This window comes from Pseudomonas sp. PI1 (genome assembly GCF_000812405.1).
GTDB lineage: Bacteria > Pseudomonadota > Gammaproteobacteria > Pseudomonadales > Pseudomonadaceae > Pseudomonas > Pseudomonas citronellolis.
In genome coordinates this window covers 1-12905 of record NZ_JWMC01000024.1, presented here as the reverse complement: position 1 = coordinate 12905, position 12905 = coordinate 1, and the positions used below count along the sequence as shown (strand labels likewise).

At 68.1% G+C, this 12905-nt stretch carries 11 protein-coding genes and 1 tRNA gene; 1 reads left to right on the top strand and 11 read right to left on the bottom strand.

Going from position 1 to position 12905, the window contains the following annotated elements:
* The 10 genes from RN02_RS10140 to phnN all read right to left on the bottom strand — a co-directional run.
* The coding region (locus RN02_RS10140; RefSeq protein ID WP_161796240.1) for a glutamine synthetase family protein at window positions 1–948 on the bottom strand (948 nt) is incomplete at its 3' end.
* 504 nt (window positions 949–1452) lie between these two features.
* Window positions 1453–3066 carry an inorganic phosphate transporter gene (locus RN02_RS10135; protein WP_043314323.1) on the bottom strand — a complete coding sequence of 538 codons (1614 nt, stop codon included), beginning with the start codon at window positions 3064–3066 and terminating at the stop codon, window positions 1453–1455.
* A 178-nt stretch (window positions 3067–3244) separates the two neighbouring features.
* Window positions 3245–4264 carry a transporter gene (locus RN02_RS10130; protein ID WP_043314322.1) on the bottom strand — a complete coding sequence of 340 codons (1020 nt, stop codon included), beginning with the start codon at window positions 4262–4264 and terminating at the stop codon, window positions 3245–3247.
* 110 nt (window positions 4265–4374) lie between these two features.
* Window positions 4375–5505 carry a TIGR03364 family FAD-dependent oxidoreductase gene (locus tag RN02_RS10125; RefSeq protein ID WP_043314321.1) on the bottom strand — a complete coding sequence of 377 codons (1131 nt, stop codon included), beginning with the start codon at window positions 5503–5505 and terminating at the stop codon, window positions 4375–4377.
* 214 nt (window positions 5506–5719) lie between these two features.
* Window positions 5720–6742, bottom strand: a complete 1023-nt coding sequence (locus RN02_RS10120; protein ID WP_043314319.1) for a putative 2-aminoethylphosphonate ABC transporter substrate-binding protein — start codon at window positions 6740–6742, stop codon at window positions 5720–5722.
* A 74-nt stretch (window positions 6743–6816) separates the two neighbouring features.
* A complete protein-coding gene (locus RN02_RS10115; protein ID WP_043314318.1) occupies window positions 6817–8529 on the bottom strand; it encodes a putative 2-aminoethylphosphonate ABC transporter permease subunit in 1713 nt (570 codons plus the stop codon).
* A gap of 1 nt (window position 8530) precedes the next feature.
* The gene (locus RN02_RS10110) at window positions 8531–9592 is read right to left on the bottom strand and encodes a putative 2-aminoethylphosphonate ABC transporter ATP-binding protein (RefSeq protein ID WP_043314316.1); all 1062 of its coding nucleotides are present in this window, start codon (window positions 9590–9592) and stop codon (window positions 8531–8533) included.
* Between the two features lie 297 nt (window positions 9593–9889).
* Complete coding sequence (locus RN02_RS10105; RefSeq protein ID WP_009620785.1) at window positions 9890–10756, bottom strand: LysR substrate-binding domain-containing protein; 867 nt, start codon at window positions 10754–10756, stop codon at window positions 9890–9892.
* A 129-nt stretch (window positions 10757–10885) separates the two neighbouring features.
* Window positions 10886–10960: transfer RNA gene (locus RN02_RS10100), tRNA-Arg, on the bottom strand.
* A gap of 122 nt (window positions 10961–11082) precedes the next feature.
* A complete protein-coding gene (gene phnN, locus RN02_RS10095; protein WP_043314327.1) occupies window positions 11083–11655 on the bottom strand; it encodes a phosphonate metabolism protein/1,5-bisphosphokinase (PRPP-forming) PhnN in 573 nt (190 codons plus the stop codon).
* Between the two features lie 451 nt (window positions 11656–12106).
* On the opposite strand from phnN, the gene amrZ reads away from it, so the two are divergent.
* Entirely contained in the window at window positions 12107–12436 is a 330-nt protein-coding gene (gene amrZ, locus RN02_RS10090) for a transcriptional regulator AmrZ (protein ID WP_009620783.1), read from the top strand.
* Window positions 12437–12815: 379 nt separating this feature from the next.
* Here amrZ and RN02_RS34230 read toward each other — a convergent pair.
* Window positions 12816–12905: hypothetical protein (locus RN02_RS34230; RefSeq protein ID WP_236695173.1), on the bottom strand; the 90-nt coding region annotated here is incomplete at its 5' end.

Here is a 12905-nt window from a genome sequence, read left to right as displayed (position 1 = left end):
GCCGGCCCCCGCCGGGCGGTTCCCCCCCCGCCGCGCCACCGGCGGGCTGGCCGGGATGCGCAGGCCGGCGGCGCGGTTGTCGTGGGACCAGCAGGCGTTATTCGGCGAGGCGTAGGGGTGGCACAGGCGCTGGAACGAGTTGACGTTGGGCGCGAACAGCAGGGTGAAGTCGGCCAGGCAGGCCTGCAGGCCGCCGATGAAATGCCGGAAGGCCGGCGTGGCCTCGCCCTCGGCGTCGCTGAAGATGTTGCGGCCCTCGCCGTCCACCACGCTCTGGTGGATGTGCATGGAGCTGCCCGGGGTGTGCGCCAGCGGCTTGGCCATGCACACGACGAGCAGGCCGTGCCTGAGCGCCACTTCCTTGAGCAGGTGCTTGAACAGGAAGGTCTGGTCGGCCAGCAGCACCGGGTCGCCGTGCAGGAAGTTGATCTCGAACTGGCTGGTGCCCATCTCGTGCATGAAGGTGTCGCGCTCCAGCCCCACCGCGGCCATGCAGCGGTAGACGTCCTCGAAGAACGGACGCAGGCCGTTGTTGGACGACACGCTGAACGCCGAATGGCCCATCTCGCGGCGGCCGTCCAGGCCCAGCGGCGGCTGGAACGGCTGCTGCGGGTCCGGGTTGGGGGCGAAGACGAAGAACTCCAGCTCGGTGGCCACTACCGGTTGCCATCCATGTTCGGCGTAGCGCGCCACCACCTGCTTGAGCAGGCCGCGGCTGGACAGGCCGGAAGGCTGGCCGTCCAGCTCCACCGCGTCGCAGATGGCCAGGGCGCGCGGAGTGTCGCTCCAGGGCAGGCGATGGACCTGGGTGGGCTCGGCGACCAGGGCCAGGTCGCCGTCGTCGCTGCCGTAGAAGCGCGCCGGCGGGTAGCCGCCCATGATGCACTGCAGCAGCACGCCGCGGGCCAGTTGCAGGCGCCGCCCGGAAAGGAAGCCCTCGCCGGTCATCACCTTGCCGCGCGGCACCCCGTTGAGGTCGGGGGTGACGCATTCGATCTCTTCGACTCCAGCCAGGCGCTCGGCGAGCGGGCTGCGTCCTTCGCTAGTCATGACTTCTTATCCTTGTAATACGGCCGCACACAGGCTGTGCGACCTGTACAAAATACGCACCGGTCGTTCGATATTTCAAGCAGGCAAAAGGGATGTTTTTTGTTCGCGAGCAAGCTCGCTCCTACGAAGAGCGCGACCCCATCCTGTAGGAGCGAGCTTGCTCGCGAACCACCTCTGGTTTCCCGCGTTCGCGGGACGCAACTCCATCGCGAACAGTGGAGGCGATGGGTATCGCTTCGCTCAACCCATCCTACGGGGCTGCCCCGCCCACAGCATTCCCATGTAGGAGCGCGCCCTGCGCGCGATATCGCGGGCAGGGCCCGCTCCTACGGGTACGCCACACACCGCGCCCATGAACGAAAACGCCGCCCCGAGGGGCGGCGCTGCGAACCTGGCGATCCGTCAGAACAGCTTGGTGAACAGCCAGTACAGCGAGCCAGATAGCACGATCGCCGCCGGCAGCGTCAGCACCCAGGCCATCAGCAGGTTGCGGATGGTGCGCATCTGCAGGCCCGAGCCGTTGGCCGCCATGGTCCCGGCCACGCCGGAGGACAGCACGTGGGTGGTGGACACCGGCAGGCCGTACATGTCCGCCGCGCCTATGGTGAGCATCGCCACCACCTCGGCCGAGGCGCCCTGGGCGTAGGTCAGGTGGCTCTTGCCGATCTTCTCGCCGACGGTCACCACGATGCGCTTCCAGCCGACCATGGTGCCCAGGCCGAGGGCGATGGCCACGGCGATCTTCACCCACAGCGGGATGAAGCGGGTGGCGTCGTCGATCTTGCCCTTGAAGGCCATCAGCCGCGCCTGGGTATCGGCGTCGAAGTCGCCGGCCTTGTCCTTGTCCATCACGCGGATGGTCTCGGAAGCCAGGTACATGTCGTTGCGCACGTTGGCCATGGCCTCGGCGGGCACCTTGGCCAGGCTGCCGTAGCTCTTCACCTCGGCGCCGATGCTGCCGGTCAGCGCGGCCAGCGAGGGCACCACGGCCGGCTTCACTTCATGGGTGCGGATGTATTCCGAGAGCACCGGGCGCGGGTCGGCCGGCGCCGAGCCCTGGGCGCTGCGTTGCAGGCCCTGCTGGGTGGCCTCGGCGAGGACCACGAAGGCGGTGGTCTGGTCGGCCGGGATGGCGCGGTTCAGCGCGTAGGCCATGGGCACGGTGCCGATCAGGATCAGCATGATCAGGCCCATGCCCTTCTGCCCATCGTTGGAGCCGTGGGCGAAGGACACCCCGGTGCAGGTCAGCACCAGCAGCCCGCGAATCCACCACGGCGGCGGCGCCTTGGCCTTGGGCGCCTTGTACAGCGCGCGGTTCTTCACCAACAGGCGCAGGGCCAGGAGCAGCAGGGCCGAGCAGGCGAAGCCGATCAGCGGCGAGAGCAGCAGCGAGTAGCCGACCTTGGTCGCCTGCGCCCAGTCCACGCCGCTGGTGCCGTCGCGGCCATGCATCAGCGCATTGGCCACGCCGACGCCGATGATCGAGCCGATCAGAGTGTGCGAGGACGACGCCGGCAGTCCCAGCCACCAGGTGCCGAGGTTCCACAGGATGGCGGCGATCAGCAGGGCGAAGACCATGGCGAAGCCGGCCGAGGAGCCGACCTGCAGGATCAGCTCCACCGGCAGCAGGGCGATGATGCCGAAGGCCACCGCGCCGCTGGAGAGCAGCACGCCGAGGAAGTTGAAGCAGCCGGACCAGACCACCGCGAAGTGCGGCGGCAGCGAATGGGTATAGATGACGGTGGCCACGGCGTTGGCGGTGTCGTGGAAGCCGTTGACGAACTCGAACCCCAGGGCGATCAGCAGGGCCACGCCGAGCAGCAGGAAAGGCGTCCAGGTGGTGACCGCGCTGGCCACCTCGTCGACGTCATGGACCAGGCTCCAGGCGGAGAACAGCAGGCCGACGGCCAGCAATGCATAGAACGCCAGGGCGGTGAGACGGCCGGGCTTGCTGTCCAGGTGCGGACGGCCTTCGAGAACGGCGGCGCCGTCCCTGGCCAGGGTTTCGCTAGTCATGCGGGAAAATCCGGTTGCGGGGGATGACCGCGCCAGCATGACGGGCAAGTGTGACAATTTATGTCTGGGAGGCCGAGAACATCCCTGGCGTAGGGCGGATAACCGTTCGCGGTTATACGCCGCCTCGCCCTCCTCATCAACCACGCCCTGGCCGCGCCGGTGTCAGGCGCGTGACAGCTCAGGCGTCGTTGCGCTTGCGGAAGGCCCAGCGCCAGGCCAGCAGGGTGAAGCTGGCCACCAGCATCACCAGCAGCCAGAAACCGTGGGGGTTCTCCGCCAGGGGAATGCCGCCGACGTTCATGCCGAAGAAGCCGGCGACTATGTTGATCGGCAGCGCCAGCACCGTGACCACCGTCAGGGTGAACAGGGTGCGGTTGCTCTGTTCGTTGAGCTGTGCGGCGATCTCTTCCTGCAGCAGCTTGATGCGCTCGCCCAGGGAGGTTAGGTCGCTGATCACCAGGGAGAATTCCTCGGTGGCCTCGCGCAGGTCGCGCACGTCGGCCTCCTGCAGCCAGTCCGGCGGGCGGTTGAGCAGCCGCAGCAGCGAGCCCGGCTCCAGCGCCAGCAGGCGCTGCAGGCGCACCAGCACGCGGCGCATGGCGCCCAGGTCGGCGCGGTTGTCGGAGAGATTCTGCGACAGCAGGCGGTCCTCGATGCGGTCCACGCCCACGGTGGTCTCGCGGACGATCTGGGTGAGGATGTCGCCCTGGTCGCGCAGCAGGTGCACCAGCAGCTCCAGCGGCGAGCGGAAGCACTCGCCGTGCTTGACCGAGGAGCGCAGGCGGTCCACCGAGCGCAGCGGCTGCATGCGCGCGGTCACCAGCAGGCGCCGGCGCGCGCAGACCCATAGGGTGGCCACGTCCGAGGAGACGCTGCCGAAGTTGAACACCACGTCGTTGACCACCGCCAGCAGCGCCGCATCGACGTGCTCGATGCGCGTGGAGCGCGAGCCCTCGCGCAGGGTCTCGAAGAAGGTTTCGGGCAGCTCCAGATGGCTCTTCATCCAGCGCTCGCAGGCGGCGTGGGCGAGGTTCAGGTGCAGCCAGACGAAGTCCTCGCCCTCCCCCGGCGCCTCCAGCCAGCGCAGCGCGGCGCTGGAATCCAGTTCCTGGCCGCGCTGCCCGGGATGGAAGCGGAAGCCGTAGAGCAACCCGAACAGGTCGGAATCCCAGGGGTCCTGGGTGAAACGTTGGTTCATGCGCGCTCGCTGAATGTGGCATCGCCCTGGGCCGGGCCGGCGACCTTCCTGCTTAGCAGGCCGGCATGACGTTCCGGTGCCAGAACGATGACAGCACGATGACGAATGCTTCAGCCGAACAGCCCGGCGAGGGTCCGCTCGCCCAGCGCCGGCCCCACGCTCATGCCGACGCCGGTGTGCATCAGCACCGCGCTGATACCCACCTCCACCTGCAGCACCGAGAACGGCGCCGGGCCGCGCGCGCCGTACACGCCCTGCCAGCGCTCGACCACCTCGACGCGCATGCCCAGGGTGTCCTCGGCCAGGTCGAGCATCAGGCGGTCCACCGCTTCGGCGTTGAAGGGCGCGGCATCGCTGCCGTAGTCGTGGGAATCGCCGATGATCAGCTCGCCGTAGGGCGTGGGGCTGATCAGCAGGTGGATGCCGTGGTGCTCCAGCGCCGGCGTCTCGCGGCGGATCTGCTCGTGGATCGCCTGGGCCTGCGGCAGGTCGGCGAAGGCGCCGTAGTGCACGCAGCTCAGCCCGGTCAGCAGCGCGTGGCCCAGGCCCAGGTCGCGCTCGGGGCGGGCGCGGAGCATCTGCAGGCGGCATACCTGCGGCTTCAGCGCGGCCAGTTGCTCGGCCAGCAGGGTCTGGTAGTCGTGGCCGGAGCAAACCAGGATCTGCCCAGCCTGGAAGGTGCCGGCAGTGGTGCGCAGCAGGCCCGGCTCGATGTCGCGCACCAGGGTGGAGAAGTGGAATTCCACCTTCAGCTCGCGGCGCAGCCAGTCGATCAACGCCGGCAGCGCCTCGCGGGAATACAGCTGCTGGTCGTCGAGGCTGTGCAGGGCCGCGCGGTGCTTGCTGAAAGCGCCGTCGTAGAGCGCATCCAGGGCCTTGCCGCGGAGCAGTTCGGCGCGGTAGCCGTGCTCCCTGGCGCGGCCGGCGCAGAAGGCTTCCAGCAGGTCTTCCTCGGCCTCGCTGCGGGCAAACAGCAGCGAGCCGTTGCGGCGGATGGCGAAGCCGGCGCGCTCGGCCCATTCGGCCCACAGCGGGCGGCTGGCACGGGCCAGGTCGAGCATGACGCCCGGCGGCTGGCCGCCGACCAGGGCCTGGCCGAAGTTGCGGATGGAGGCGCCGAGCGGCGTGGCGCTGCGTTCGAAGACGCGCACGCGCAGGCCGCGGCGGGCGGCGGCGTAGGCGTGGGACAGGCCGAGGATGCCGGCGCCGATGATGGCGATGTCGGTGTTTTGTTGGGACATGGGGGGGGTCCTTGGGTGCGTGAAGAGCCCCTCTCCCTAGCCCTCTCCCTGAAGGGAGAGGGAACCCTCCTCTGCAGGATGGCAATAGCGGTGTTTTTCCTGAGGCTTTCAGGTATGCGCCAGAGCTGATCCCGCGTGCCGAACAGCCCCTCTCCCTTCAGGGCGGGGCGCGCAGTCGAGGGCTAGGGAGAGGGTGCTCTGCTCTGCTTCGCGCCTACTGCTGCGCCACCTTCTCCGACTTGCCGTCATAGCGCTTGCGCCATTCGGCCAGGATGGCGTCGCGGTTCTTCGAGGCCCAGGCGAAGTCGTTCTTGATCAGGCGCTGCTCATAGTCCGCCGGCAGTTCGGTCTGTGGCTTGGCGATGCCCGGCTGGGCGAGCACGGCGAAGTTCTCCTTGTACAGCTCCATGGCCGCGGGGCTTGCGGAGAAGTCGGCGAGTTTCTTCGCCGCATCCAGGTGCTGGGTGCCCTTGACGATGCCGGTGGCTTCGATTTCCCAGCCCAAGCCTTCCTTGGGCAGCACTATGTCCAGCGGCGCGCCCTGGCGCTTGAGCTGCACGGCCGGGTACTCGAAGGAGATGCCGATCGGGAATTCGCCGGCGGCGGCCAGCTTGCACGGCTTGGAGCCGGAGTGGACGTACTGGCCGATGTTCTCGTGCAGGGCGTCCATGTAGGCCCAGCCCTGTTTCTCGCCGAAGGTCTGCAGCCAGGCGGAGACGTCGAGGAAGCCGGTGCCGGAGGACGCCGGGTTGGGCATGACGATCTTGCCCTTGTACTCGGGCCTGGTCAGGTCCTGCCAGCTGATGGGCTTCGACAGGCCCTGCTTCTCGGCTTCCACGCTGTTGAAGCAGATGGTCGCGGCCCACACGTCCATGCCCACCCAGGCCGGCGGGTTGGCCGGGTCGCGATAGTTCTTGCCGATGGCGGCCAGGTCCTGGGGCGCGTACTTCTCCAGCATGTTCTGCGCATCGAGGATGGCCAGGCTGGAGGCGGCCAGGCCCCAGACCACGTCGGCCTGCGGGCGGTCCTTCTCGGCCAGCAGCTTGGCGGTGACGATGCCGGTGGAGTCGCGCACCCACTTGATCTCGATGTCCGGGTTTTGCTTCTCGAAGGCTTCCTTGTAGGCCTTCAGCTGCTCCGGCTCCAGGGCGGTATAGACGGTCAGTTCGGTGGCGGCGCTGGCGTGCAGGCTGAAACCGGCGAGCACGGCGGCGGCGAGGGCGAGGCGTTTGAACATGGTGCGCTCCTTCTGTTTATTGGGCCCCCGCGTTCGCGGGGGTGGCGGTCAGGTGCAACGTGGGTCGAGGGGAATCAGTGGCCGCTCCGGCGCCAGGCCTGGGACCGGCGCAGCAGGCCGCGCGAGGCCAGGGCCAGGACGAGCGAGGCGGCCGCCGAGGTGAGCAGGATCAAGGTGGACATGGCGGCGGCGCCGCCGACGTTGCCGGCGTCGTCCATGTTCAGCACGGCGACGGCGGCGAGGATGCTGTCCGGGCTGTAGAGGAAGATCGCCGCCGACACCGTGGTCATCGCCGAGACGAACAGGTAGCGGACGATGTCCAGCAGCGCCGGCAGGCAGATCGGCAGGGTCACCTTCAGGTAGTGGCGCCACAGCGGCATCTTCAGCGACAGCGCGGCGGCCTCGAACTCGCCGTCGAGCTGGCGCAGCGCGGTGGTGGCGGTCATCTGCGCGGTGGTCAGGTAGTGGGCGATGGTGCACACCACCAGCAGGGTCATGCTGCCGTAGAACACGTGCAGCGGGTTGCCCGGCAGGTTGAAGAAGAACACGTAGCCCAGGCCCAGGACCAGGCCCGGCACCGCCATGGGCACGAAGCAGAACATGCGCAGCAGCTGGTTCAGCCAGGCCTGCTCGCGGGTCTTCTCGATCAGGTAGGCGCCGGTGAAGATCAGCGCACTGCCGAACAGCGCGGTGCAGCAGGCCAGGGTCAGGCTGTTGCGGTAGGCCAGCCAGCCGCCGCCGGCGGTTTCCTCGAAGGCGTAGTGGCGCAGCGACAACGACAGGTTGTACGGCCAGAACTTCACCAGCGAGGAATACACGGCCATGCCCAGCACGCCGAGGATCACCGCGCTGACCAGCAGCACCAGCGCCAGGTAGGCGCCGTCGCGGCGGCGCGAGGGCTTGGGCTGGTAGACCTGGGCGCGGCCGCTCATGGAGTCGCCCTGGCGCCGGCGCAGCCAGGCGTCCACCGCGAAGCTCAACAATGCCGGCAGCAGCAGGAGCATGCCGATCTGCGCGCCGCGGCCGAACTGCTGCTGGCCGACCACTGCCTTGTAGGCTTCCAGCGCCAGCACCTGGTAGTCGCCGCCGACCACCACGGGCACGCCGAAGTCGGTGATGGTCAGGGTGAACACCAGGCAGAAGGCGGCGAACACACCTTGCCGCGAGGCCGGCCAGGTGATGCTGCGGAACGCCTTCCAGGGGCTGGCGCCCATGCTGGAGGCGGCGTCGAACAGCCGCGCGTCGGCCAGCGACAGCGCCGAAAGGAGGATCATCAGCGCGTGGGGGAAGGTGTAGATGGCCTCGCCCAGGACGATGCCCCAGAAACCGTAGATGTTGTCCGGCACCCAACTGCGCAGCAGGCCCTGGTTGCCGAACAGGTAGATCAGCGCGATGCCCGGCAGCATCGATGGCGCCAGCAGCGGCAGCAGGGAAATGCCGCGCCACAGGCCCTTGGCCGGGATCAGCGTGCGCTGCAGGGCGTAGGCGAAGCCATAGGCCAGCGGCACCACGATGGCCGCCACGCTCAGCGAGACCTTCAGGCTATTGCCCAGCAGCCAGTGGAAGTTGGCGCTGGCCAGCAGCTCGGCCATGGCCGCCAGGCCACCGCCCTGCCCTTCGGCGCCGCTGAAGCCGCGCCAGAAGATGGCCAGCAGCGGCAGCAGCACGGCCAGGGCCAGCAGGGCGAGCAGCAACAGCTTGCCGCCGAGGATGAACAGGCGGTCGCCGAGGTCGCCGCGCAACTTGCCAGCGGCCAGGGCCGGGTCGAGTTTCACTGCGGCATCCATCTCAGGCGAACACCTGCAGGCTCTGCGGCGGCAGCGAGACCCAGATGTCCGCGCTGCCCAGGCGCGGCATCTGCTCCGGGGCCAGCTCGGCCAGCAGCGCGTGGCCGGGCAGCTCGTGCAGTTCGAAGCTCATGCGGCAGCGGTTGCCGAGGAAGGTGATCTCGCGGACCTGGGCGCGGAACAGGTTCTCCTGGTGCACCACCGGGTTGATGCCGATCGCCTCCGGGCGGCAGAACAGCCGGCCGCGCGTGGCGTTGGCGCGCTCGCCATGCAGGCGCAGACTCAGGCCGCCGACCCGCGCCAGGCCGTCGGCTCCGCGCTCGAAGGGCAGCCAGTTGCCCTGGCCGACGAACTCGGCGACGAAGGGCGTGGCCGGGGCGCTGTAGATGTCCTGGGCGCTGCCGTACTGCTCGACCTTGCCGTGGTTCATCACGGCGATGCGGTCGGCCATCAGCATGGCCTCGTCCTGGTTGTGGGTGACCATCAGGGTGGTGATGCCCAGGCTCTTCTGCAGCTGGCGCAGCTCGCCGCACAGGTGCTCGCGCACCCGGGCGTCCAGCGCCGACATGGGCTCGTCGAGCAGCAGCAGCGACGGCGCCGGGGCCAGCGCGCGGGCCATGGCCACGCGCTGCTGCTGGCCGCCGGAGAGCTGGCCGGGGTACTTCTTCTCGCTGCCGGCCAGGCCGACCAGTTCGAGCATCTCGCCCACGCGCTGGCGCGCTTCCTCGCGGCTGGCGCCGGTCAGGCCGTAGGCGACGTTCTGCTCGACGCTGAGGTTGGGGAACAGCGCGTAGGACTGGAACAGGATGCCGTAGTCGCGGGCCTGGGGCGGCAGGCGCGAGACGTCGCGCTCACCGATGTGGATGACGCCGCCGTCCTGGCGCTCCAGCCCGGCGATGCAGCGCAGCAGCGTGGTCTTGCCGCAGCCGGAGGGGCCGAGCAGGCAGACCAGCTCGCCGCCCTCGATATCCAGCGAAACGCCGTCGAGGGCGGCGAAGCGGCCGAAGCGCTTGTGCATGTCGCGCACCCGCAGCGGGGTGCCGGTGGAGAGGGAATCGTGCATGGCGGAACCTCTTGCAGCTGGCCCGCGGCGACAGACCGCGGGGCTCGATGGAAGGCCATGCTAGGGAAGGAATGCGAAGGCTCTGTTGCGATGGGTGCAACTGCGCCGATAGAGGTATAGGCAGATTTGCGATGGCGAAAGGCTTTTTGCAGGAGCTGCCGGCTGCGCCGAGATGCTTTTCGTAGGATGGGTTGAGCTTGCGAAACCCATGCGGCCATCGGCGATGGGTATCGCTTCGCTCAACCCATCCTACGCCGGGGTTCTCCTGCACCTACGAAAAACCCTAGGCAATTGCAGCTACGCGGCGGGCGCGGTTTCCCGTGCCAGGGCCAGGAAGGCGCTGGTCAGGCGCGCCTGGCGGCGTTCCTTCAGGCAGAACAGGTATTCGTCGATCAGCGGCGCGCCCTGCAGCTCCAGTACCCGCAGTTCGGGGTTATCCGGCACTTCCTGGCGCGAAATGATGCTCACCCCGAGGTTGCGGATCACCGCCTCGCGGATCGACTCGCGGCTGCCGATCTCCAGCATCGAGGCCGGCGTCACCGCGGACTCGCGCAGCAGCTTCTCGGTCAGCTCGCGGGTAGTGGAACCGGCCTCGCGCATCAGCAGGCAATGGTTGCGCAGCTCGCCCAGGGCCACCGAGCGCTGCGCCGCCAGCGGGTGGCTGCGGTGCACCGCCAGCACCAGCGGGTCGCGGCCGAGCACCAGGTGGATCAGCCGCGCGTCCTCCACCGGCTGCGACGAGGCCGCCAGGTCCACCCGGCATTCGTAGAGGGCCTCCAGCACCTGCTGCGAGTTGCCGATCTCCACCGACACCTCGATCTGCGGGTAACGCTCGCGGAAGGCCTTGATCAGCCCCAGCACGTAGTAGGGCGAAGTGGCGCCGATGCGCAGGCTGCCCTGCATCTGTCCGCAGTTGCGCAGGAAGAACTCGATGTCCGACTCCTGCTGCAGCAGCGCCTGGACCATGGGCAGCAGGCGCGCGCCTTCGTCGGTGAGGGTCAGGCGGCGGCCGCCGCGGTAGAACAGCTCCACGGCGTACTGGCCTTCCAGGCTGCGGATCTGCGTGGTCACCGTCGGCTGGCTGAGGCCGAGCTTCTTCGCCGCCTGGGTGATGCTGCCCAGGCGGGCCACCATATAGAAGGCCTTGAGTTCGGCGCTCAGCATCGCTCGGACCGCTCCGGGAAATGGCTCATCGCTTCTCCGTCATCGCCAGACGCCTGGATTCGACTATCGGGTATCGGCGCCAGGCGCAGTGGCAAGAAACCGGGGGCAATGAGGAAACGGCGGGAAGGATGGCGTCCCCAACTGGATTCGAACCAGTATCTAGCCCTTAGGAGGGGCTTATTCTATCCCTTGAACTATGGGGACACGCCTGGGCCCGCGGCGGCTGCCGGGACCGGGTGGGCATGTTAACCAGCGTCGACGCATTTGTCATGCCGCGGCGCGGATTTCGCACCTGCCGAGAAGGCCCGCCTGAACGAACAGCGGCCTCAGCCTGGCGTTGCCGCTGCGCTGAGCCCGGCATCCTCCAGCAGGGCCAGCAAGCTGCGCACGCTGGTCTCCAGGCTGGCGGAGTTGTCCAGCACCCGCAGCGGCGGCGCCAGGCCCTCGGCGAAGGCGGCATTGCGCGCCAGGCGCGCCTCGATCTCCGCCAGGGTTTCCCGGCCGCGGGCGACCAGGCGCTGGCGCAACACCTCGGGGGCGACCTGCAGGAGCACCGCGAGCAGGCCGGGATAGCGCCGCCGCGCTTCCTCCAGGTAGCCGCGCGAGCCGTTGACCAGCACGACGCGCCCCTGGGCCAGCCAGTGGTCGATCTGCCGCGGGATGCCGTAGCACAGGCCATTGGCCCGCCAGCTCATGGCGAAGGCGCCCTCGCGCTCCAGGCGCTCGAAGGCCTCGGGGGTCACCGCTTCGGCGTCCTCGCCGCGAGCCTCGGCGGAACGGGTGATCACCCGCCGCACGACCTGCCCGCCCCGCTCGGCCAGCGGCGCCGCCGCGGCCTGGAGCAGGCTGTCCTTGCCCGAGCCCGAAGGCCCCATCAGATAGATCAACTTGCCGCTCATGCTCATCTCTGCACCGCGCCTCCCGGGGCGCGGACGCCGCGTATGATACCCGCCCGCCGGCGCCGCGGAAGCGGGAAAATGGCCGGCCCGGCGCTGCATGGCGAGCCAGGTTGCGACATCATCCGCGCCCCTCGTGAACCATTGCCCGTGCGGGTGGTCGGATGATGGCGCAATGGCGGCCGGGACCTGGGACTTGAGCTAATCTGAGCGAATGGAGCCCATGGGCCGCGCCACCCATCGAAAGAAAGATATGCAGATAGCCTCGCATTTCGGACGATTGGTGCTGGCATTTAGCCTTCATACGACGCAAAATACGTCGCAGAATTGACGTCAAGTAATTGGTCGGCCACCTGATTACTGCCCTTGCGCTGAACGGCCAACGGATTTCGCTGTCATAGGGACTCGAACACAGACCCCCTGGCACCGTTTCCCTGACTTACAGGTTTAATGTATGCGCCCATTGAAACAGGCAACCCCAAGCTACTCCAGTCGCACCGCCGACAAGTTCGTCGTCCGTCTGCCCGAAGGCATGCGCGAGCGTATCGCCGAGGTCGCCCGCAATCACCATCGCAGCATGAACTCGGAAATCATCGCCCGCCTGGAGCAGAGCCTGCTGCAAGAGGGCGCCCTGCAGGACAATCTCGGCATCCGCCTGGACAGCCCCGAGCTGAGCCTGCACGAGCGTGAGCTGCTGCAGCGCTTCCGCCAGCTGACCCACCGCCAGCAGAATGCGCTGATCGCCCTGATCGCCCACGATGCGGAAATGGCCAGCAACGCCTGAGCCCAGCTGCACCGAAGCGCTGTTCGCTTAAACGGAAATGCCGTTTCTCCCATGGGGGAAACGGCATTTTTCATTCCCGCGCCCCATGCCCCGTCCGGCGTGGCCGGTGAATCCGATCGCGGACAAGGTCCGCTCCTACGCCCGTGCCTCCCTGAACCTTAAGCTTGCGCCGAGGTGCTCTTCGTAGGATGGGTTGAGCTTGCGAAACCCATCGCACCATGGTGATGGGTATCGCTTCGCTCAACGCCATCCTACGAAAAGCCGTGCTTCCTGGACATGCGACACGGATGTAGCGAGAGCCCCGATTCCTGCCTGCAAAAAAACCTCCCCCGAAAACGCAAAAACCGCCCGAAGGCGGTTTTTCGCGGCCACTGCGGGCCTACATCAGGAACAGCGTGGCCAGGCCCAGGAAGATGAAGAACCCGCCGCTGTCGGTCATGGCGGTGATCATCACGCTGGGTCCCATCGC

What these genes read in the sequence shown, in the direction of transcription:
- RN02_RS10105 (WP_009620785.1), bottom strand. Translation starts at nt 10,756, where the DNA reads ATGCTGAGCGCCGAACTCAAGGCCTTCTATATGGTGGCCCGCCTGGGC.
- RN02_RS10125 (WP_043314321.1), bottom strand. Translation starts at nt 5,505, where the DNA reads ATGTCCCAACAAAACACCGACATCGCCATCATCGGCGCCGGCATCCTC.
- RN02_RS10135 (WP_043314323.1), bottom strand. Translation starts at nt 3,066, where the DNA reads ATGACTAGCGAAACCCTGGCCAGGGACGGCGCCGCCGTTCTCGAAGGC.
- RN02_RS10120 (WP_043314319.1), bottom strand. Translation starts at nt 6,742, where the DNA reads ATGTTCAAACGCCTCGCCCTCGCCGCCGCCGTGCTCGCCGGTTTCAGC.
- amrZ (WP_009620783.1), top strand. Translation starts at nt 12,107, where the DNA reads ATGCGCCCATTGAAACAGGCAACCCCAAGCTACTCCAGTCGCACCGCC.
- phnN (WP_043314327.1), bottom strand. Translation starts at nt 11,655, where the DNA reads ATGAGCGGCAAGTTGATCTATCTGATGGGGCCTTCGGGCTCGGGCAAG.
- RN02_RS10130 (WP_043314322.1), bottom strand. Translation starts at nt 4,264, where the DNA reads ATGAACCAACGTTTCACCCAGGACCCCTGGGATTCCGACCTGTTCGGG.
- RN02_RS10115 (WP_043314318.1), bottom strand. Translation starts at nt 8,529, where the DNA reads ATGGATGCCGCAGTGAAACTCGACCCGGCCCTGGCCGCTGGCAAGTTG.
- RN02_RS10110 (WP_043314316.1), bottom strand. Translation starts at nt 9,592, where the DNA reads ATGCACGATTCCCTCTCCACCGGCACCCCGCTGCGGGTGCGCGACATG.